An 18,170-nucleotide genomic window follows, 5' to 3' on the forward strand; every position below is an offset into this window, starting at 1 on the left:
TCGACTATGGTCCCGCCCATGAGTAATCGTTCGGAGCAGGAGAGCCCCGAACAGGTCAGCCCTGCCCCCGTGCGCGCGGCCCAGGTCCCGGACCTGCCGTGGCGGGTGCCGCTGGATCCGGCGCCGTGGTGGGCGTGGGCGCTGTTCGTCGCGCCGTTCATCGTCGTACCCGCGCTGAACTCCTGGCTGTGGATGGGCGCCCGCGACATGCTCGCGGTCGGGCTGCTGACGATCATCGGGGCGTCGGTCGTGCGCGTCGCCGGCGGTGTCGTCCTCTACCGCGTCGAGCTCACCGCGACCGCTCTGCGCGCCCGCACCAGCATGCTGGTCCGCAGCCTCGCCTGGCAGGACGTCGACACGATCGAGGTCGGCGACGACAACGTCGTACTCACCCGCGGCCAGGACGAGAACGAGATCAACGGCATCCCCCGCGACCGCACCGCCGAGGTAGGCGCCGTCATGGACGCCATCCGCCACGAGGCCGCCAACACCCCCACCCACCACCACCGCCCCCGCCCCGGCATCGGCACCCTCCTGGTCCTCACCTACCTGATCCTCTCCATAGGCACCTTCCTCCTCCGCTGGCACCTCGTCTGACTCTCCAACCCTCGAGCAGTCCTCGCCATGCGCCGGTGTGGGCAGCTAGTGCTTTGACCAGGGGCCTTCGCCGGTGGTGGAGTTTACGGTGATGCGGGCGATGACTCCGGTGTGCCAGATGCCTTCGCCGAAGGGGAATTCGGGGAGGTTGAGGTAGCGCTGGGACAGCCGGTCCATCAGGGCTTTGTAGTCGGCGGGGATGTCGGGGCCTTCGAGTTTGGCGGTGCCGCGGATGGTCAGGTACTGCGTGATGCCGCGGGGGCTCACCTGGTCGTCCTGGACGAGCAGCGTGACGCGGGGGTCGCGGCGCAGGTTGCGGGTCTTGCGGTGGGGGTGCTGGAGGCCGAGCAGGATGTCGTCGCCGTCGCGCTCGGCCCAGACCAGGGAGGCCTGGGGCGTTCCGTCCGGGTCGAGGGTGATGACGGTGACGTTCTTGGGCTCGGTGAAGAGCCGGTGTGCGCTTTCGGGAAGACCGTTCATGGACAAAGACGCTAGGTGCCGCCGTGGGAACCTCTGGGTACCCTGTCGGCCGTGGACGGTTTGGATCCGGGGAACGTGTTTCTCGCCGACTGCCCGGCCCGGCTCGCGGTCGAGGTGATCGCGGACAAGTGGGCCGTGGTGGTCCTGTGGGGCCTGAACGACGGCCCGCGACGCCACACGGAGCTGATCACGCTGATCGGCGGCATCTCCAAGAAGGTGCTGACCCAGACGCTGCGCCGGCTGCAGACGAACGGCCTGGTCACCCGCGAGAACTTCGGCGGTGTCCCACCCCGAGTGGAGTACGAACTGACCGAGCTCGGCCGCACTCTGATGGGCCCGATCCGAATGCTCACCCTGTGGGCCGAGGAGAACGGCGAAGCAGTCCTGGACGCCCAAGAGCGAACTTAGTGTCCCGTCGGGACACCAGACACCCACAAGAGAAACTAAGGACATGGATTTCTCTTTGTGGCCCGCGGCCAACCGGACCTGGCAGGAAGTGCTCGACGGAGCGGAGTACGCCGAACGGACCGGCTGGCACGGAGTCTGGATCGCTGACCATTTCATGCAGAACGGTGACGACCTGTCCGTCCCGGTCAACGAGTGTCTGGCCCTGATCGCCGGTATCGCCGCCCGCACCGACCGGGTGCGGGTCGGCTCGATGGTGCTCGGCAACACCTACCGCCATCCCGCCGTCGTCGCGAACCAGGCGGCGACGATCGACCAGATGAGCAACGGCCGGTTCGTGCTGGGGATCGGGGCCGGCTGGCAGGTGAACGAGCACGAGGTCTACGGGATCGAACTTCCGCCGGTCCGCGCGCGGCTGGCCCGGTTCGAGGAGGCCTGCCAGGTGATCAAGGGCCTGCTCAGTCAGGACCGCACCAGCTTCGACGGCACGTACTACCAGCTCACCGGTGCCCCGCTGGAGCCGAAGCCGGCCAACCTGCCGATCATGATCGGTGCCGCCGGCGAGAAGGTTGCCCTAGGCATCGTTGCCCGGTACGCCGACGAGTGGAACCACTGGGGCACCCCGGAACTCGCCGCCCACAAGGGGAAAGTCTTCGCCGAGCACTGCGAGCGCATCGGCCGGGACCCGAAGTCGGTACGCCGTTCCGCGCAGACCATGCTGGAGATCGTCGTACCGGGTGACACCGAGGCGGCCGAGCGCAAGGAGCGGCTGGAGAGCCGCGGCGGGCACGTGATCATGGGTTCGGCCCAGGAGGTGCTGGACGTCGTGGCGCAGTACTCGGCGGCAGGGATCGACGAGGTCCTCGTCCCCGATTCGATGCTCGGCACCGGCAACCGCCGGTTCGATGCCCTGGAACGCCTCCGCGAAGAGGTCTTCGCCAAGATCTGAACAGCCAGGATCTAGAGGGACAGCGTGGCCATCACCGGCCAGTGGTCGCTGGGCAGCCGTCCGCCCGGGCGGTAATGGGAGACGGCTGCCTCGTCCACGGTCCACCCGGCACTGACCAGGATGTGGTCGATCCGTTCGTCGTCCTCCGCGCCGGTGAAGTCGTGCCAGCTCCCACCGGCCGCGATCGGTACGGCGTACCGCAGGCCTGCCTCGGTCAGGACCTTCAGCGCCGGTGAGTCCGGGGTCGCGTTCAGGTCGCCCATCACGATCCACGGCAGCGCACCGGTCGTCCATCGGGCGATCAGCCGCGAGGATTGCAGCTGTGCGACCTCGCCGGCATGGTCGTAGTGCGCGTTCGCCACGCCGACCGTCGTACCGTTGCGATGCCGCAGCCAGACCAGCGTCGCGATCCGGGTCAGGTGCGCGTCCCAGCCAACGGATCCCGGCGTTCCTGGGTCGTCGGACAGCCAGCGAGTCTCCTGCTTGTCCACCCGCCAGTCACCCGGCCGGACCATGACCGTGCAGTGCTCGCCCGCGTCCATCCCGTCGTCGCGGCCGACGCCGACGATCTCGTACCGCGGGAAGCGCCAGCGCAGGTACTCGAGCTGGTCGGGCAGCACTTCCTGCAGCCCGACCACGTCCGCGTCGAGGTGTTCGATCGCCGCCACCGTCGCATCCCTCCGCACCGGCCAGGCGTTGTCGCCGTCCGGCGCGGAGGAGTTGCGGATGTTGAAGGTGGCGGCGCGAATCTTCATGGAGCAGATCCTGCCAAACCCATCGCGCGCTCCGCCGCCCGGAGCCGGGGCAGGCTCGCTTCCAGCGCCCGGTCCCGGCCTTGCGCGAGCAGTTCGTTGATCGCGCCGGGGTCGGTCGTCAGCCGGGCGTACTCCTTCTGCAGCGGCTCGAGCACGGCCAGCACCGCGTCCGCGACGTCCCGCTTCAGTTCGCCGTACGACGAGTACGCCGTCGCCAGCTGCACCGGGTCGCCGTCGGTGCAGGCGGCGAGGATGTCGAGCAGGTTGGTGATTCCTGGTTTCGCCGCCTCGTCGTGGCGGACCTCGTTGTCGGAGTCCGTCACCGCTCGCATGATCTGGCGACGGATCACGTCCGGCGGGTCCAGCAGCCGGATCGTCCCGACCGCGTCGTCGGCCTCGGACTTGCTCATCTTCTTGGTCGGGTCGGCCAGATCCTTGACCCGGGTCGCGTACGCCGCCTTGGCCAGCCGCGGTACGACGAACGTCTCGCCGTACTCGCGGTTGAACCGGATCGCGACGTCGCGCGCCAGCTCCACGTGCTGGGACTGGTCGCCGCCGACAGGGACCCGGTCGGCGCCGTACAGCAGGATGTCCGCGGCCATCAGGCACGGATAGGTGAACAGCGAGGCCCGCGTCATCGGCCGGCCCTTGCCCTTCTCCTTGTACTGGATCATCCGGGACAACTCGCCGACGTACGACGTGCACTCGAGCAGGTACGCGAGCTGTGCGTGCGTGTTGACGTCGGACTGCACGAACACCGTGCCCGGTGCGGTGCCGGCCGCGAGCATCAGCGTCGCGAACTCGCGCGTCAGCGCGGCGAGCCGTCTGGGGTCGTGTTTGGTCGTCATCGCGTGCAGGTTCGCGACGAAGTAGAACCCCTCGGGGTCGGTGAACCGGCGCAGCGCGCCGAGGTGGTTGCCCAGCGTCAGGCGGCCGGACGGGGTGATGCCGGAAAGCGTGGTCATGTCGATGCCCTTTCGGTGTGTGGATGCCTCACCGAGGGCATCAAAAAAGGCCGCCTCGGCGAGGCGGCCTCTTGGATGCGTGTGAACGCGGGGGACCGCCCTAGGCGGCCCACCACAGCTGCAAGTTCGTGTTCACACCATCAGCATAACCGATGAACGGCCCGGTCATTTGGCTGCCGGCAGCGGCAGCACCAGGGACTGGACGGTCAGTTCGTTGCGGGCGTTCTGACCGAGGGTGATCGAGGTGTGCACGCCGTCGCGGAGGTAGGAGGTGATCCGGCTCGGCTTGGCGGCCAGGTACTCGGCCCAGCGGATGATCCGCAGGTTCGGGTACTTCTTCTGGGCGTCGGACAACTGCAGGTTGACCCAGGCGGAGTTGCGCTGGTCGGCCATCTGTACAGCCGCCGTCTTGGACCACCGGGTGGCGTGCACGTTGATCCAGTAAACGTACCGGTTCGAGCCGGCCAGCTTCATCGCCCGGTCGACCTGGGCGGCGAACTTGGGCGGGTCGAAGATGTCGTTGGTGCCGGTCGCCATCAGGATCCGGCGGGGCAGGCCGTACGCCGTCGCCCACTGGGCCATCGCATCGACGGCGCCGGACGTCGGCCGTCCGGACCAGTCGTGCACGGCCATCTGGCTTCCGTCCCGGCCGATCAGCCGGGTCGCCAGCGACTTGCCGTCCTGCACGGCGATGCTGTCGCCGAACATGAAGACCCCGTTGGTCGCGAGCACCCGTTTGATCTGGGTCTCGGTCGAGATCGCCTTGCTCATGCCTTGCCAAGCCCCGAGGTCACCGGAGCCGTACGGGCCGCCGAAGGCGGTCTCGGTCGATGTCGCAGTCGAGACAGCCACCGTCGAAACAGCAACCACGGCCCCCGCCGTAAAGATCTGCCGCCGATTGGGTCTCGCCGAATTCATGGCGTTCCTCACGGGATGGACAGTGAGGCCTAGACCGCCTCGGTGCAACCCTCCGTGACCGAATCGGGGCCTGTTTTGCAGCTTCCTGCAAATCTTGTAACACCTTGCAGTGTTTGCACGATGAAGCACGTGCCTGGCACCAGCACGAGTGGGACGGGCGAGCGCGGCCTTGGAGGGGTGTCGCGCCCGCCCGTTGTCGCCGGCGGCTCAGCTGGAACCGTTGGCCAATTGCTCGATGATCGGCCCGGCCACCGCCATCAGCTCCTCAGGTGACGCGTCCAGTCCGTCCAGCCGGACCAGGTGCCGCCCGATCACGAGCCCGAGCGTCAACGCTCCGATCACCCCTGACCGCAGTACGGCGTCCTCACCCGGCAACTGCTCGGCGATCTGTCGTTGCTGTCCAGTCATCGCTGCCCGGACCTCCGCGGCCGCTTCCGGATGACTGAACATCGCGCGCATCGCCGCCAGCGCGGCCGCCGGTTCGTCGGCCAGCTTGGCGGTCAACGCGGCCGTCAGCATTGCGGCGATCTCCTCGGGCGAGCCCATGATCGGCCCGTCCGGGCGAATGGTCGCGGCCTGGGCGAACGGCTTGTCCTTGGACCCGAAGTAGCGCATCACCAGGCCGGCGTCGCTCCCGGCCGCCGCAGCGATCGCGCGAATCGTGGTCCGGTCGTACCCGTGCTCGCCCGCCTTCGTCATCGCCGGCCTGCTCACGTTCTGGGCGCAGGTGGGCGAGCATCCGCTGGCGGCCGCGATCGCCGCCGTCGTGGGTGTGCTGCTGATGTCCGTGTTCCACGCGCGCGGTGGTGCCTACCGGCTGAACGCCCGATTCGGGAAACCAGTGCCCGTGCGGTGACGGCTAAGGTCGGAGGCATGAGCGGTGAGGCGATGCTGGTCTTCGACGAGGGTCTGACGGCGTACGACTTCGGGCGCGGGCATCCGATGAGTCCGATCCGGGTGGAGTTGACGATCCACCTGGCGCGGGCGCTCGGCGTACTCGATGAACTGAAGGTCGTTCCGCCTCCGACGGCTGACGACGCGCTGCTCCAGACCGTGCACACGGCCGACTACATCGCCGCGGTCAAACGCGCGGGGGAGCATCCGGAGGTGCCGGATCTCGAGCACGGGCTCGGCACTGACGACACGTATTGCTTTTCGGGGATGCATGACGTCTCCGCACGCATCGTCGGCGCGAGCGTGGAGGCGGCGCGGGCCGTCTGGGAGGGCGAGGTGCAGCACGCCGCGAACATCTCCGGTGGTCTGCACCACGCGATGCCCGATCGGGCCAGCGGCTTCTGCGTCTACAACGATCCGGCCGTCGCCATCCAGTGGCTGCTCGACCATGGTGCGGAGCGGGTCGCGTACGTCGACGTCGACGTGCACCACGGGGACGGCGTACAAGCGGTGTTCTACAACGATCCGCGCGTGCTGACCGTGAGCCTGCACGAGTCGCCGACCACGCTCTTTCCGGGTACCGGGAGCGCCGGCGAGTCCGGTGGACCTGACGCGGAAGGTACTGCGGTCAACATTCCGCTGCCGCCCGGGACCGGGGACGCCGGCTGGTTGCGGGCGTTCCATGCGATCGTTCCGGAGGTGGTGAAGGCGTTCCGGCCGCAGGTCCTGGTGACCCAGCACGGCTGCGACTCGCATGTCGAGGATCCCCTGGCCCACTTGACGAAGACGGTCGACGGGCAGCGCGCGGCGTACCTGGCGCTGCACGACCTGGCGCACGAGCTCGCGGACGGGAAGTGGATCGCCACCGGTGGCGGTGGCTACGCGATCATCGACGTCGTACCGCGGGCCTGGAGCCACCTGCTGGCGATCGTCGCGGGGAACCCGATCGACCCGGAGACTCCCGTGCCCGAGGTGTGGCGCGAAGAGGTCCGGATCCGGTTCCAGCGGGTCGCGCCGATGCGGATGACCGACGGCCAGGACGCGTCGTACACGGACTGGTCGAGCGGTTACAACCCGGACACCTGGCTGGACCGATCGATCAAGGCGACCCGCGACGTCAGCTTCCCGCTGTTGGGTCTCGACCCCACCTATTAGGTCGTGGCTGAGTCACACGAGTCCCCCTCTTTCCCATTCGTACCAACAGCCACTACGCTCGTTGCATGCACGGACGGAGGTGCCGGAGGGGAAGCCGGCGCACGATCCGTGCTGGAAGTGCGGTGCGCAATGGCATCAAAGAAGTCCGGTGGTGAGCAGCCGCTCGCCGAGGTGAAGTTCCTGACCGTGGCGGAGGTCGCCACGGCCATGCGCGTGTCCAAGATGACGGTGTACCGCCTGGTGCACTCCGGTGAGCTGCCCGCGGTGCGGGTGGGTCGTTCGTTCCGGGTGTCCGAGGATGCCGTGCACGACTACCTCAAGGGCGCCTTCTTCCAGGCCGGATAACCACGAGAAGAGCAAGCGGCCGGATCCCTCGGGACCGGCCGCTTCGCTATGACCGGGACACGTCCCGCAGCGCGACGGTCGCCTGTTTCACGGCGTCGTCGGGCAGGTCCGACCACAGCTCGTGGTGCGCGACCGCGCTGGCCTGTACGGCGCGCTCGGCCAGGGTGACGCCCTCGTCGGTGAGCCGGATCTGGGTGCCGCGGCCGTCCTCGGGATCGGGCTCGCGGACGACCAGACCGCGCCGGACCAGTTGATTCGTCACGTTGCTCGTCCCGCCGGTGGACAGCAGCAGGCTGCGGCTGAGATCCGACGGCTTCTGCCGGTACGGCGGTCCGGACCGACGTAGCGACACGATCACGTCGAACTCGGCCGTGGTCAGCCCGAGGTCGCGCAGTACCCGCCGGGTCGCCTCGTTGAGCTCGGTGGCGAGCACGAGGATCCGCTTGGTCAGCTCGCTGGTCGGATACAGCACCCCCGGCAACTCCCGCTGCCACGACGCGATCAGCCGATCCACCCGGTCCGCACTCATGGTTGACAGTCTAGGTGGCTTTGGTGATAGCTTTCAGGAAAGCTTTCTGATGAGGGGATATGTGGATGCGTTTGTTGTTGCGTGGTGGTGTGGTGATCGACACTGAGCCGGAGGTGGTGGCCCGCCGGGCCGACGTACTGATCGAGGACGGCCGGATCGCGGCGGTCGGTCCCGACCTGATCGTGGATCCGTCGGATCTCGAAGTGATCGACGCGTCGGAGCGGATCGTGCTTCCGGGGTTCGTGGACACGCACCGGCATCTGTGGCAGACCGCCTTGCGTGGTGTCACGGTGGACGATGATCTGGGCACGTACTTCGACCGCGTGCTGGGCTCCTACGGCTCGAAGTTCCGTCCGGAGGATGTTGCTGCGGGCAACCTCATGGGTGCACTCGAGTGTCTCGATGCAGGGATCACGACGGTCCAGGACTACTCCCACGTGCAGACCTCGCCCGCCCATGCCGACGCGGCTCTGGATGCCCTGGAGCGCAGCGGAATCCGCGCGGTCTTCGGTTACGGCCCGTCGCCGCTGGGCGGTGGTGCGGTCGACGCCGACGAGATGCGGCGGATCATGGAGTGCCGGTCGGACCGGATCGGGCTCGCGGTAGCTGCGATCGGACCGTCGTTCACGGCGTTCGAGACCGTCCGTGCCGACTGGGAGCTGGCCGATTCGCTGGGGCTGCCGGTTGTTGTGCACATCAGCAGCAGTTCGCAGATACCGGACCCGATCACGCGTCTGCGGGATGCCGGTCTGCTCCGACCCAACACGCTCTATGTGCACGGGAACCTGCTGCCGGACTCCGAGCTGAAGCTGATCGCGGAGTCCGGGGCGTCGGTGTCGGCAACCCCGACTGTGGAGGCGCGGATGGAGATGGGGGAGCCGCTGGCCGGCCGGCTGCGGGCGGCCGGTGTCAACGTCAGCCTGGGCATCGACGTCGTGACGAGTGCAGGTGGCAGCATGTTCACCGAAATGCACGAGCTGCTTGCCCTGGGCTACAAGACCTTCACGGCAGCCGACGTACTGCGCATCGCGACCGTCGGAGGTGCTCGCGCCCTCGGGCTGACCGACGTCGGATCGCTTGCGGTGGGCAACCGTGCCGACCTGGTACTGCTGCGTCATACCGACATCAACCTGGCCGGCGGGCTACGCAACCCGATCGCCACGGTCGTCACCGCGGCGCACCCGGGCAACGTGGACACCGTCCTGGTCGGCGGTACGCCGGTCAAGCGGGATGGCAAGCTGATCAGTACGTCGTTGCCGGCCGCCTACGAGGCGCTGGCCGAATCGACCGCCTACCTCACCGCTTGAGCAAGGCTCTGATCGCGGTCGTGATCTCTGCGGGGGACTCCTCGGCCATGAAGTGACCTGCGGTCGTGGTCTGGTGGTGAAGGTCGGGAGCCCAGGCCTGCCAGAGCACCGCGGCGTCGAAGCCGAGTGCGGATCCCCAATCCTGCTGGATCACGGTGACCGGCATCCGCAGCTTGTTGCCCTGGGCAAGATCTCCCTGGTCGTGGGTGACGTCGATCGCGGCCGAGGCGCGGTAGTCCGCGACGATCGACGGCACCGCGGCCCGGCAAGCGTCGAGGTAGGCATTCCGGACGTCGGCTGGGATCGCGGCGGGATCCTTCGTCCACAGGTCGAGGAAGTGGCCGAAGAACGCGTCCGGGCGGGCCGCGATCAGTTCCTCCGGCAGGCCGGGTGGTTGCGCCATCAGGTAGAGGTGGAAGCCGACGGCGGCGCTCGTTCCGCGCATCACGTCCCACATGTCAAGGGTGGGCAACACGTCCAGGCACATCAGGTGGGTGATCGTGTCCGGGTGGTCGAGGCCGGCCCGGAACGCCACCAGTGCGCCGCGGTCGTGCCCGGCCAGGGCGAACTCGTGGTGTCCCAGGTTCCGCGCCACGGCGACGATGTCCGCGGCCATGACTCGCTTCGCGTAATCGTCGGCTGGTTTGTCGCTCTCGCCGTAGCCGCGGAGATCGGGACAGATGACGGTGTGGTCGGACGCCAGGTCGTTGGCGACGTGGCGCCACATGAGGTGCGTCTGCGGGAACCCGTGCACCAGGACGATCGGCGTACCGGAACCGCCGACGGCGACGTTCAGTGTGACGTCGTCAGCGCCGGAGATGCGGTGGTAGTCGAAGCCGTTGATCTTCATGCCGGCCAGGATCGCGCGCCCGAATGAGCGCTGGATGAGCGCTACGGTGGCCGGGTGGACTTCGGGGTGCTCGGGCCGGTGGTGGCCTGGGATGATGCCGGCCGGCTGGTGGGTCTGAAGGGGCCGCGGCATCGGGCGGTGCTGGCGCGGTTGATCGTTGCGCGCGGACGCGTCGTACCGGCTTCGCTTCTGGTCGACGACCTGTGGGTGGATCCGCCGGAGGGTGCGTTGAGCGCTGTCCGGACGTTCGTCGCGGCGTTGCGGCGGGCGTTGGAGCCGGAGCGGGCGCCGCGGTCGCCGGCGCGGTTCCTGGTGACTGAAGGTCCGGGGTACGCGTTGAGGACGGATGCTGTTGACGCTTGGCGGTTCGAACGGGCTGTTGGTACCGCGTTGCCGCCTGGGGAGTTGGTGCCGCTGCTTTCCGAGGCGCTGGCGTGGTGGCGCGGTCCGGCATACGCGGAGTTTGCCGACGAGGGTTGGGCGCAGGGCGAGCGGTCGCGGCTGACGGAGTTGCGGCTGCGGGCAGTGGAGCGGTTGGGGGAGGCTCGGCTGGCGCTCGGGCATGCTGCTGAGGCTGTGCCTGAGCTGGACGCGCATGTGACCGAACATCCGTGGCGTGAGGACGCGTGGCGGTTGCTGGCGCTCGCTCTGTACCGGACTGGTCGGCAGGGCGACGCTCTCGCCGTACTGCGTCGGGCTCGGGCGATGCTGGTCAGGCAGCTCGGGGTGGATCCCGGTCCGGCGCTCGGGCGGTTGGAGACCGACATCCTCAACCAGGCCGCGCATCTGGAGCCGGTGTCGGCGGGACATGTGTGGGCCGAGGCTGCTGCGGCGTACGACCGGGCCGTTGGGGGCACTCGGGCTCGGCTGGAGTCGACGGTGGGGCTGCTGCGGAATCTCGCCGTCACTGGTGGCGGCGGTCTCGAGGCTGCGCGCCGGCACCGTCTCGCTGCGATCGCTGCCGCCGAGGAGTTGGGCGATGCCGATCTCACGGCGCGAGTCATCGGTGCGTACGACGTTCCGGCGATCTGGACGCGGTCGGACGATGAGTCCCACGCTGCAGCGATTGTGGCGGCGGCGGAGCGGGTGTTGCCTACGCAGGAGCATCCGGGTGTGCGGGCGTGGTTGCTGGCGACTATTGCACTCGAGTCGCGTGGTTCGCTGGATCCGCGGGCGCGGGAGGCGGCGCTCGAGGCCGAGTCAATCGCGCGGGGATTGGATGATCCTGCGTTGCTGGCGTTTGCGCTGAATGGCGTTTTCATGCAGACGTGCTATCGCGCTGGCCTCGCTGCCGACCGTTCCGTGATCGGTGCTGAGTTGGTTGAGCTGTCGCAACGCCACGGCCTCTTTACTTATGAGGTTCTGGGCCATCTCATCTGTCTGCAGTCGTCCTGCGCTATGGCGGACCACGTGGCCGCCGATCACCATGCCGAAGCTGCTGACGAGTTGGCTGCCCGGCATGAGTTGCCGCTGGTCGCTGTCTTCACCCGGTGGTACGCCGCCCTCCGCGAGGACACTCCGGAGGCGTACCGCCAGGCCGGCGCCCTCCTCGACAACGCGTCGATGCCTGGCCTGCAGTCCGGGCTGCTCCCACTAGCCCTGGCCTGCTACGCCATCCGGCACGACGAGCCCGTGGTTGAAGCCGACTATGGCCCCCACGCGCCGTGGGTTCATCCGCTCGTCCTGCTGTCGCAGAACCATCCCGTCGAAGCGGCCGAGGCGCTCGACCGCCTGCCTGATCCAGCACCGGGCCTGCTGCTAGAAGCCCATTGGGCCCTGGTCGCCGCAGCGGCCAAGACCGTCAACCACCGGCAACAGTTGGCGCGTGCCCGAGCCGCGCTGGCTCCAGCGGCAACAGAAGAGGCAGGCGCCGGGTCCGGCCTCTTGACGCTCGGACCTGTTGCGACCTACCTCTGATCGCCGCGACGCCTGGTGATCCTGACGGAGCCGTCGTCGAGGTCAGCGCGTCGTGGTTGTGGCTAGAGGTCGTCGGGGGAGCCGGTCTCGGACTTGCGGTCGGCGGCTCGCCGGATCTCGTGGTGCGACTGGTGGGCCGTCGTACGGTAGGCCTCCTCGTACGCTGCCAACGCGCCGGCGACCCCGGAGCCGTGACCACGGCGCTTGGCCCAGGAGGCGAACCAGGTCAGCCCCGTCAGTACGACGACGAGTCCGCCGAGAAACACCACAGAGGCCATCTCTGCAGGCTACCCGTCAACCGTGGAAGGCGGACTCGAGTCGGGCCAGGAGGATGTCGGCGCCGAGCTGGACCCGGGCGACGAGTTGCGGGCCGTGACGTCCGGCCAGTACTTCGGCCCGGACCTCGGTAACGATCGATCGCTGGACACCGACCAAGGCGTTGGCGATCGCCCACGACTCCATCCGTCCCGTCCCCTCCGAGCGCAGCAGGGTGGCGAGGGCGTCGGTGGTGGCCGCGACGATCTCGCGCTCGCGGGCCTGCAGCGACGGGCTGCCGGCCACGACCCGCGCGGCGGTGGTGATCAGGTCGACCGCGCCCGGATCGGCGGCGTGCGCGACGTTCGCGATCGTGAACCGGCGGAACGCGCCGATCGCCGACTCCCCGGCCGGACGGTCGCCGACCGCGGCCAGCGTCGCGGCCTGGAACTGTTCCAGGCCGCCGCCGAAGAACAGGTCGTCCTTGGTCGGGAAGTAGTTGAAGACCGTTGCCTCGGACACCTGTGCTGCCCGGGCGACGTCGATCACGGTGACCGCGTCGAACCCGTGCGCGACGAACAACTCCCGCGCCGCCGCCGCGATCCGCTCGCGCGTCTCCCGCTTCTTCCGCGCCCGCAGTCCGTCCGCGTCCTTCACACGGTCAGGGTAGTGGTTCTAGAGTGACCGTAAATATAGGGTCACCCTAAGAATTTGGAGGCACGACATGTCCACGGAGCTCGGCGACGCCCCGCAGCGGCTGGTGCAGAGCCTGATCGCCCAGGACACCGCCGCACTGAAGCTGCTGGTCGACCCGGACTGCCGGATCGTCGGACCGAAGGGCTTCATGATCGAGCCCGACGAGTGGATCGGCGTCCACACCAGTGGCGTGTTCGAGCAGGTCTCGCTGGAGTTGCTGCAGTCGGACGTCGTCGCCCACGGTGAGACCGTGGTGCGGACCGAGATCCAGCGGTCGGAGTGCCGGTTCCACGGGGAGACGATCAAAGGGCTGTTCCGGGTGATGAGCGTCTGGCTCGCCCGGGATGGTGACTGGCGGCTGGCCGGCGTTCAGTACACAGCGCTTGCCGCCGACGCGGCCGCGGCGGCCGGGATCACGGAGGCGGGCGAGTGAAGGTCAGTGTGACAGTGACGGATCACGCCTGGGCGGATGGCGTGGACGGGCTGCGGCGGATCGCGTCGATCGCGGACGAGGGCGGGCTGGACACGATCTGGGTGCCGGATCATCTGTTCCAGGCGGACCCGACCAGTCATCCGCAGGCTGAGTTGTACGAGGCGATCACGATGCTCGGGTTCCTCGCCGCGACGACCAGCCGGGCGCGGCTCGGGATGCTGGTCTCGCCGGTGCCGTTCCGGCCGCCCGCCGTTCAGGTGAAGGCGATCGCGACGCTGGATGCGCTCACCCGCGGGCGGGCGTGGTTCGGGGTCGGGATCGGGTGGGAAGGCGAGGAGGCGCGGGCGATGGGGATCCCGCTCGGGCCGACCAAGGACCGGTTCGAGCAACTCGAGGAGTTGCTGGACATCGCGGACCGCATGTTCGCCGGCGACAGTTCGCCGTACCAGGGCAAGCATTTCCAGCTCGAAGGGCCGATCTGCAGCCCGCGGCCGGAGCAGCGTCCGCCGGTGCTGATCGGTGGGACCGGCGAGCAGAAGACGCTGCGGATGGTGGCCCAGCGCGCCGATGCCTGCAACCTCTTCGACCTCCCCGACGCAGGTACGACGGTGCGCCACAAGCTCGACGTACTCCGTGCGCACTGCGACGAACTCGGCCGCCCGTACGACGAGATCGCGAAGACGCTGTCGACCCGGCTCACCCCGGACGACACCGTCGGCACGTTCGTTGAACGTTGCCGCGAGCAAGCAGCGTGGGGAATCGAGCACGCGATCGTGATCCGGACCGGACCCTGGACGCCGGAGTCGGTCGGGATCCTCACCGCCGCGGTGCCGGAGGTCGCCGGGCTGTGACTCCCAGGAAGCTTCCAGCTTCCTCCCAGAACGATCGCAGTACCGGCCCCGAGGATGGAATCACAGCCGAATCCATCACCTCCAGGAGCCCGCAATGCAGCTCGAGATCGTCAAGACCGTTGCCATAGGCACCATCGCCGCCCTCGGCCTCGCCGCCGTGGCCTTCACTCCCGCCGCCTACGCGTCGACCACCAACCAGACCGCCACCCCACACCTGGTCGTCCTCACCGACCCGGTCCAACTCCCCACCCGCAAAGCAGCCTAGTGCCGCGGGGCACTGAGTTCGAGACACCAGTCGTTGCAACGCATCCAGTGGCCCTTCGGGTACTCGAAGTCGCGATCGCCCAGCAGGACGAAGCCAGCCTTACGGCACAGCGCGTTGGAAGCAGTGTTCGTCACGCCGGGATAAGCGTGCAGCGTGCTGTGCCTGCCGGCCGCGGCGGCGACCTTCGCCACCTCGTGCACCGCGGCGGTCGCCAGCCCACGCCCTTGGAACTCAGGCAGGATCGCCCAGCCGGTCTCCCAGACCATCTCGGCCGCCTCGGTGTGTTCCCAGTAGCCGACCAACCCGGCTCGGTCGCCGTCGTCGGTCACGATCACGAACATCTCTCCGGTGAAAGCGTTCTCGACGTACCGCTGCTGTCTCTCGCGTAGCTTGGCCGGGGTCTCGGGGCCGCCCAGGTGCGCGGTCATCTCGGGCGTGTTGCAGCCCTCGAGCAGGGTGAAGTCCTGTTCACTCCACGAATCCAGCGTCACCATGCCGATCAGTCAACCAGCCGGCACCGACAGCCTTTGCTCAGGTGGTGCGGCGAGCGCGGGCGGCGAGAGAGTGGGGAACGCCTTGGGCGTCCGGTTCTTCGAAGCGTTCGAGGGTCAAGCCGGTGGTGAGGAAGGCGTTCAGGTAGTCGGCGAGCGTGAGGTGGTGCATGCCGACCTGACGCCGGATCCCGTCGCCCCAGTACGGCGACTCCTCGTGCCGGCCCGGTTGCCGGTAGGAGGGGTGGATGAGGCGACTGCCGTCCTCGTTCCATATGACGTGCGGGCCGTTGAAGCACGGATGTACGCCGTACGCGACCAGCACCCCGCCCGGCCGGAGCACCCGCGTCGCCTCCCGCACGACCTCGGCGAAGTCGTCCACATCCGTGGAGATCCACATCACCATCGCGGTGTCGAAGGACTCGTCGGCGAACGGGAGAGCGGCAGCGTCCGCGACCATCAGCGGACCGTCGGTCCGGCTCCGAGCCAGCCGCAACTGGTCGGCGGAGAAGTCCACCCCGACCACGCTGCGCCCACTCGCCCGAATGGTCTCGAAGTTGCGCCCGGTGCCACACCCGATGTCCAGGCAGGGGCCGGATCCAGGGCCGAGGAGCTCGAGCAGACCCGGCTGATGTGGTTCCGCTCCGGCCACGTATCTTGCGTCGTACCAGTCGGCCAGACCGTCGTACCGGGCCGTCGTACCACTTGTCATCGGCGCCTCCCCAGGTCACCGCCCAGCCTATCGAAGCAGCCTGCTTTAGGTTCACCGCCTGACCTGCGGGTAAGCTTTGCCGACGTTCTCTTTGAGTTTGGATGGTCCAACTGTGGGTTCTGTTATCAAGAAGCGCCGTAAGCGGATGGCGAAGAAGAAGCACCGCAAGCTGCTGAAGAAGACGCGGGTGCAGCGCCGCAAGCTCGGCAAGTAAGCAGTTCCCGCCGCGCCGGGGGTCGGCGCGGCCACTTGTGGGGTTGCTGTCTGGCTGGGGGTTTCTCGTGGCACAGGTAGTGATGGTGACCGGCGTCTCCCGGGACGCCGGTGCTCGCTGTGCCCGCAGACTGGCCGACGATCCGTCGATCGGCACGGTGCTCGGCGTCGACGTGGTGCCGCCGCGGGCCGAGCTGGGCCGGGTCCGGTTCGTCCGTGCCGACATCCGCAACCCCGTGATCGCGAAGGTGATCGCCGCCGAGGGCGTCGACACCGTCGTTCACACCGGCGTCGTGGCCACTCCCGGCAGCGCCGGCGGCCGGTCGTCGATGAAGGAGATCAACGTCATCGGCACCATGCAGCTGCTCGCCGCCTGCCAGAAGGCGCCCGGCGTGGCCAAGCTGGTGGTGAAGTCGTCGACCACGGTGTACGGCGCGGGCCCGCGCGATCCGGCCATGTTCACCGAGGAGATGGCACCGCGGGCGATCCACCAGACCGGGCTGAGCAAGGACGCCGTCGAGGTCGAGGGGTACGTGCGCGGCTTCGCCCGGCGCCGCCCCGACGTCCGCGTGTCCACGCTCCGGATGGCGAACTGGATCGGCCCCAAGACCGATTCCCCGATCACCCGGTACTTCGCGATGCCCGTCGTACCGACCGTCTTCGGGTACGACGCCCGCCTGCAGTTCCTGCACGAGGACGACGGCGTCGAGGCGATCCACCACGCGACGGTGAATGACCTGCCCGGGACCTTCAACCTGGCCGGCGACGGTGTGCTCTCGCTGTCCCAGGCGATCCGCAAACTCGGCCGGCCGGCGCTCCGGCTGCCCTCGTTCACCGCGTCCAGTACGGCGGCCGCCGTACGCCGGGCGCGGCTCGCGGACTTCTCGCCGGACCAGATCACCTTCCTGACCTACGGCCGTGCGGTGGACACCACCCGGATGCGGGCCGAGTTCGGGTTCGAGCCGAAGTACACGACCGCGGCCGCCTTCGACGACTTCCGTGACTCGCTCCGCCCCGGCGCGGTCGCCCGCGCGGCCTCGCTGCTGACGGCCGGACTGGGAGCGCTGCGTGGTTGACGCCGAGGTCATCCCGATCGGTGCCGGCGGTCGTCCGGGCCGGGGATCAGGACGCCGTACGACGCCGTCGGCGGCTGCCCGCGCACTCGCGGGGCAGGGAGCCCGGTCGAAGAAGAAGGGCAAGCAGTCGGTTGAGCCGTCCGTGGCAGAGCCGGTCGAGCCTGGTGCGGAACCGCAGGTGCCGGTCGTCGAGGCCGCGCCCCTGGACTTCGCGGGACTCGAGCGGGTCGTGCGCGAACTGTTCGGCGAGGACGGGGAGCGGCGGGTCGCGGAGTGGCTCGCGTTCCTGCGGCGGCGGCTGAGTGGAGAGTACGACCTCGACGAGTTCGGGTACGACTCCGACCTGACCGACCAGGTGCTGTTGCCGATGCTGCGGCCGATGGTGGAGAAGTGGTTCCGGGTCGAGGTGCGGGGGATCGAGAACATCCCGGACACCGGCAGCGCCCTGGTGGTCGCGAACCACTCCGGCACGATGCCGCTCGACGGCTTGGTCACCCAAGTCGTCGTCTCGGATCACACCAACCGGCCACTGCGCACGCTCGCGGCGGATCTGGTCTTCCAGACGCCGTTCGTCGGCGAGTTGGCCCGCAAGGGCGGGGCGACGCTGGCGAGCAACGACGACGCCGAGCGGCTGCTGCGCCAGGGGAATCTGGTCGGTGTCTGGCCGGAGGGGTTCAAGGGGCTCGGCAAGCCGTTCTCGGAGCGGTACAAGCTCCAGCGCTTCGGGCGGGGTGGTTTCGTCAGTGCCGCGATGCGGACCGGCGTACCGATCATTCCGTGCTCGATCGTCGGCGCCGAGGAGATCTACCCACTCGTCGGCAACATCGCGTCACTGGCGCGGTTGCTCGGGGTGCCGTACATCCCGATCACGCCGTTCTTCCCGCTGCTCGGACCGCTCGGGCTGATCCCGCTCCCGTCCAAGTGGCTGATCGAGTTCGGCGAGCCGATCCGCACGGACGAGTTCCCCGACGGCGCCGCCGACGACCCGATGCTCGTCTTCAACGTCACCGACCAGGTCCGCGAAACCATCCAGCAGACCCTCTACACCCTCCTCATGCAACGCCGCTCAGTCTTCTTCTGACGGCATCGCGGCGAACACACCAAGAAGAAGC

Annotated in this window: 25 protein-coding genes; 14 read left to right on the forward strand and 11 right to left on the reverse strand. The window is 68.5% G+C overall.

Annotation, left to right across the window (positions count from 1 at the left end; translation table 11 throughout):
- Positions 1-18 precede the first annotated feature (18 nt).
- The gene (locus E0H75_RS08440; protein WP_238162889.1) at positions 19-597 is read left to right on the forward strand and encodes a hypothetical protein; all 579 of its coding nucleotides are present in this window, start codon (positions 19-21) and stop codon (positions 595-597) included.
- Between the two features lie 45 nt (positions 598-642).
- On the opposite strand, the gene E0H75_RS08445 is transcribed toward E0H75_RS08440, so the two are convergent.
- Positions 643-1,077: a TIGR03618 family F420-dependent PPOX class oxidoreductase gene (locus E0H75_RS08445; protein WP_131512612.1), complete on the reverse strand. Its 435-nt coding sequence runs from the start codon at positions 1,075-1,077 to the stop codon at positions 643-645.
- A gap of 51 nt (positions 1,078-1,128) precedes the next feature.
- On the opposite strand from E0H75_RS08445, the gene E0H75_RS08450 reads away from it, so the two are divergent.
- Both E0H75_RS08450 and E0H75_RS08455 read left to right on the forward strand, forming a co-directional pair.
- Positions 1,129-1,485, forward strand: a complete 357-nt coding sequence (locus E0H75_RS08450; RefSeq protein WP_131512613.1) for a winged helix-turn-helix transcriptional regulator — start codon at positions 1,129-1,131, stop codon at positions 1,483-1,485.
- 43 nt (positions 1,486-1,528) lie between these two features.
- Positions 1,529-2,431 (forward strand): TIGR03560 family F420-dependent LLM class oxidoreductase, encoded by a 903-nt coding sequence (locus E0H75_RS08455; RefSeq protein WP_131512614.1) that lies wholly within the window; start codon positions 1,529-1,531, stop codon positions 2,429-2,431.
- An 11-nt stretch (positions 2,432-2,442) separates the two neighbouring features.
- On the opposite strand, the gene E0H75_RS08460 is transcribed toward E0H75_RS08455, so the two are convergent.
- The 4 genes from E0H75_RS08460 to E0H75_RS08475 all read right to left on the reverse strand — a co-directional run bounded on the left by E0H75_RS08460 (position 2,443) and on the right by E0H75_RS08475 (position 5,768).
- Positions 2,443-3,186, reverse strand: a complete 744-nt coding sequence (locus E0H75_RS08460; RefSeq protein WP_131512615.1) for an endonuclease/exonuclease/phosphatase family protein — start codon at positions 3,184-3,186, stop codon at positions 2,443-2,445.
- Positions 3,183-4,151 carry a tryptophan--tRNA ligase gene (trpS, locus tag E0H75_RS08465; RefSeq protein WP_131512616.1) on the reverse strand — a complete coding sequence of 323 codons (969 nt, stop codon included), beginning with the start codon at positions 4,149-4,151 and terminating at the stop codon, positions 3,183-3,185. The genes E0H75_RS08460 and trpS overlap by 4 nt, the downstream gene beginning before the upstream one ends.
- Positions 4,152-4,316: 165 nt before the next feature.
- A complete protein-coding gene (locus E0H75_RS08470; RefSeq protein ID WP_131512617.1) occupies positions 4,317-5,003 on the reverse strand; it encodes an SGNH/GDSL hydrolase family protein in 687 nt (228 codons plus the stop codon).
- Positions 5,004-5,276: 273 nt separating this feature from the next.
- Positions 5,277-5,768 carry a TetR/AcrR family transcriptional regulator gene (locus tag E0H75_RS08475; RefSeq protein ID WP_131512618.1) on the reverse strand — a complete coding sequence of 164 codons (492 nt, stop codon included), beginning with the start codon at positions 5,766-5,768 and terminating at the stop codon, positions 5,277-5,279.
- A 28-nt stretch (positions 5,769-5,796) separates the two neighbouring features.
- Here E0H75_RS08475 and E0H75_RS44565 point away from each other — a divergent pair, with 28 nt between their 5' ends.
- From E0H75_RS44565 to E0H75_RS08485, 3 genes are all read left to right on the forward strand, one after another.
- Entirely contained in the window at positions 5,797-5,925 is a 129-nt protein-coding gene (locus E0H75_RS44565) for a hypothetical protein (protein WP_272948888.1), read from the forward strand.
- Between the two features lie 17 nt (positions 5,926-5,942).
- Positions 5,943-7,118, forward strand: coding sequence for an acetoin utilization protein AcuC (locus tag E0H75_RS08480; RefSeq protein ID WP_131512619.1), 1,176 nt, complete (start codon positions 5,943-5,945; stop codon positions 7,116-7,118).
- A 129-nt stretch (positions 7,119-7,247) separates the two neighbouring features.
- A complete protein-coding gene (locus E0H75_RS08485) occupies positions 7,248-7,463 on the forward strand; it encodes a helix-turn-helix domain-containing protein (RefSeq protein WP_012923942.1) in 216 nt (71 codons plus the stop codon).
- Positions 7,464-7,509: 46 nt separating this feature from the next.
- Here E0H75_RS08485 and E0H75_RS08490 read toward each other — a convergent pair whose 3' ends face one another.
- A complete protein-coding gene (locus tag E0H75_RS08490; protein ID WP_131512620.1) occupies positions 7,510-7,992 on the reverse strand; it encodes a MarR family winged helix-turn-helix transcriptional regulator in 483 nt (160 codons plus the stop codon).
- Between the two features lie 65 nt (positions 7,993-8,057).
- On the opposite strand from E0H75_RS08490, the gene E0H75_RS08495 reads away from it, so the two are divergent.
- Complete coding sequence (locus E0H75_RS08495; protein ID WP_165553518.1) at positions 8,058-9,299, forward strand: amidohydrolase family protein; 1,242 nt, start codon at positions 8,058-8,060, stop codon at positions 9,297-9,299.
- Here E0H75_RS08495 and E0H75_RS08500 read toward each other — a convergent pair.
- On the reverse strand, positions 9,289-10,149 hold the full coding sequence (locus E0H75_RS08500; protein WP_131512621.1) for an alpha/beta fold hydrolase: 861 nt from the start codon (positions 10,147-10,149) through the stop codon (positions 9,289-9,291). The genes E0H75_RS08495 and E0H75_RS08500 overlap by 11 nt on opposite strands.
- A gap of 54 nt (positions 10,150-10,203) precedes the next feature.
- Between E0H75_RS08500 and E0H75_RS08505 the strand changes: the two genes are divergently transcribed.
- Entirely contained in the window at positions 10,204-12,066 is a 1,863-nt protein-coding gene (locus E0H75_RS08505) for an AfsR/SARP family transcriptional regulator (RefSeq protein WP_131512622.1), read from the forward strand.
- A gap of 62 nt (positions 12,067-12,128) precedes the next feature.
- On the opposite strand, the gene E0H75_RS08510 is transcribed toward E0H75_RS08505, so the two are convergent.
- Positions 12,129-12,344 (reverse strand): hypothetical protein, encoded by a 216-nt coding sequence (locus tag E0H75_RS08510; protein ID WP_131512623.1) that lies wholly within the window; start codon positions 12,342-12,344, stop codon positions 12,129-12,131.
- Positions 12,345-12,360: 16 nt separating this feature from the next.
- The gene (locus E0H75_RS08515) at positions 12,361-12,978 is read right to left on the reverse strand and encodes a TetR/AcrR family transcriptional regulator (protein WP_131512624.1); all 618 of its coding nucleotides are present in this window, start codon (positions 12,976-12,978) and stop codon (positions 12,361-12,363) included.
- A gap of 67 nt (positions 12,979-13,045) precedes the next feature.
- Here E0H75_RS08515 and E0H75_RS08520 point away from each other — a divergent pair, with 67 nt between their 5' ends.
- From E0H75_RS08520 to E0H75_RS42960, 3 genes are all read left to right on the forward strand, one after another.
- A complete protein-coding gene (locus tag E0H75_RS08520) occupies positions 13,046-13,450 on the forward strand; it encodes a nuclear transport factor 2 family protein (RefSeq protein ID WP_131512625.1) in 405 nt (134 codons plus the stop codon).
- Entirely contained in the window at positions 13,447-14,301 is an 855-nt protein-coding gene (locus E0H75_RS08525) for an LLM class flavin-dependent oxidoreductase (RefSeq protein WP_131512626.1), read from the forward strand. The genes E0H75_RS08520 and E0H75_RS08525 overlap by 4 nt, the downstream gene beginning before the upstream one ends.
- Positions 14,302-14,395: 94 nt before the next feature.
- Positions 14,396-14,566: a hypothetical protein gene (locus E0H75_RS42960; protein ID WP_165553520.1), complete on the forward strand. Its 171-nt coding sequence runs from the start codon at positions 14,396-14,398 to the stop codon at positions 14,564-14,566.
- Here the strand turns inward: E0H75_RS42960 and E0H75_RS08530 are convergent.
- Both E0H75_RS08530 and E0H75_RS08535 read right to left on the reverse strand, forming a co-directional pair.
- The gene (locus E0H75_RS08530) at positions 14,563-15,060 is read right to left on the reverse strand and encodes a GNAT family N-acetyltransferase (RefSeq protein ID WP_131512627.1); all 498 of its coding nucleotides are present in this window, start codon (positions 15,058-15,060) and stop codon (positions 14,563-14,565) included. The genes E0H75_RS42960 and E0H75_RS08530 overlap by 4 nt on opposite strands.
- A gap of 37 nt (positions 15,061-15,097) precedes the next feature.
- A complete protein-coding gene (locus tag E0H75_RS08535; protein ID WP_131512628.1) occupies positions 15,098-15,769 on the reverse strand; it encodes a class I SAM-dependent methyltransferase in 672 nt (223 codons plus the stop codon).
- 112 nt (positions 15,770-15,881) lie between these two features.
- On the opposite strand from E0H75_RS08535, the gene E0H75_RS08540 reads away from it, so the two are divergent.
- From E0H75_RS08540 to E0H75_RS08550, 3 genes are all read left to right on the forward strand, one after another.
- On the forward strand, positions 15,882-15,983 hold the full coding sequence (locus tag E0H75_RS08540; RefSeq protein WP_008356322.1) for a 30S ribosomal protein bS22: 102 nt from the start codon (positions 15,882-15,884) through the stop codon (positions 15,981-15,983).
- 67 nt (positions 15,984-16,050) lie between these two features.
- The gene (locus E0H75_RS08545; RefSeq protein ID WP_238162890.1) at positions 16,051-17,058 is read left to right on the forward strand and encodes an NAD-dependent epimerase/dehydratase family protein; all 1,008 of its coding nucleotides are present in this window, start codon (positions 16,051-16,053) and stop codon (positions 17,056-17,058) included.
- On the forward strand, positions 17,051-18,139 hold the full coding sequence (locus tag E0H75_RS08550) for a lysophospholipid acyltransferase family protein (protein WP_131512629.1): 1,089 nt from the start codon (positions 17,051-17,053) through the stop codon (positions 18,137-18,139). Before E0H75_RS08545 ends, E0H75_RS08550 begins: the two co-directional genes overlap by 8 nt.
- Positions 18,140-18,170: the final 31 nt, after the last annotated feature.

It is taken from the genome of Kribbella capetownensis, from assembly GCF_004331485.1.
In the GTDB taxonomy this organism is placed as follows: Bacteria; Actinomycetota; Actinomycetes; order Propionibacteriales; family Kribbellaceae; genus Kribbella; species Kribbella capetownensis.

Coding starts and splice junctions, on each gene's coding strand:
- E0H75_RS08535 (WP_131512628.1), bottom strand. CDS start 15,769: ATGACAAGTGGTACGACGGCCCGGTACGACGGTCTGGCCGACTGGTAC.
- E0H75_RS08490 (WP_131512620.1), bottom strand. CDS start 7,992: ATGAGTGCGGACCGGGTGGATCGGCTGATCGCGTCGTGGCAGCGGGAG.
- E0H75_RS08500 (WP_131512621.1), bottom strand. CDS start 10,149: ATGAAGATCAACGGCTTCGACTACCACCGCATCTCCGGCGCTGACGAC.
- E0H75_RS08495 (WP_165553518.1), top strand. CDS start 8,058: ATGCGTTTGTTGTTGCGTGGTGGTGTGGTGATCGACACTGAGCCGGAG.
- E0H75_RS08445 (WP_131512612.1), bottom strand. CDS start 1,077: ATGAACGGTCTTCCCGAAAGCGCACACCGGCTCTTCACCGAGCCCAAG.
- E0H75_RS08510 (WP_131512623.1), bottom strand. CDS start 12,344: ATGGCCTCTGTGGTGTTTCTCGGCGGACTCGTCGTCGTACTGACGGGG.
- E0H75_RS08475 (WP_131512618.1), bottom strand. CDS start 5,768: ATGACGAAGGCGGGCGAGCACGGGTACGACCGGACCACGATTCGCGCG.
- E0H75_RS08460 (WP_131512615.1), bottom strand. CDS start 3,186: ATGAAGATTCGCGCCGCCACCTTCAACATCCGCAACTCCTCCGCGCCG.
- E0H75_RS08520 (WP_131512625.1), top strand. CDS start 13,046: ATGTCCACGGAGCTCGGCGACGCCCCGCAGCGGCTGGTGCAGAGCCTG.
- E0H75_RS08455 (WP_131512614.1), top strand. CDS start 1,529: ATGGATTTCTCTTTGTGGCCCGCGGCCAACCGGACCTGGCAGGAAGTG.
- E0H75_RS08480 (WP_131512619.1), top strand. CDS start 5,943: ATGAGCGGTGAGGCGATGCTGGTCTTCGACGAGGGTCTGACGGCGTAC.
- E0H75_RS42960 (WP_165553520.1), top strand. CDS start 14,396: ATGCAGCTCGAGATCGTCAAGACCGTTGCCATAGGCACCATCGCCGCC.
- E0H75_RS08530 (WP_131512627.1), bottom strand. CDS start 15,060: ATGGTGACGCTGGATTCGTGGAGTGAACAGGACTTCACCCTGCTCGAG.
- E0H75_RS08440 (WP_238162889.1), top strand. CDS start 19: ATGAGTAATCGTTCGGAGCAGGAGAGCCCCGAACAGGTCAGCCCTGCC.
- trpS (WP_131512616.1), bottom strand. CDS start 4,151: ATGACCACGCTTTCCGGCATCACCCCGTCCGGCCGCCTGACGCTGGGC.
- E0H75_RS08485 (WP_012923942.1), top strand. CDS start 7,248: ATGGCATCAAAGAAGTCCGGTGGTGAGCAGCCGCTCGCCGAGGTGAAG.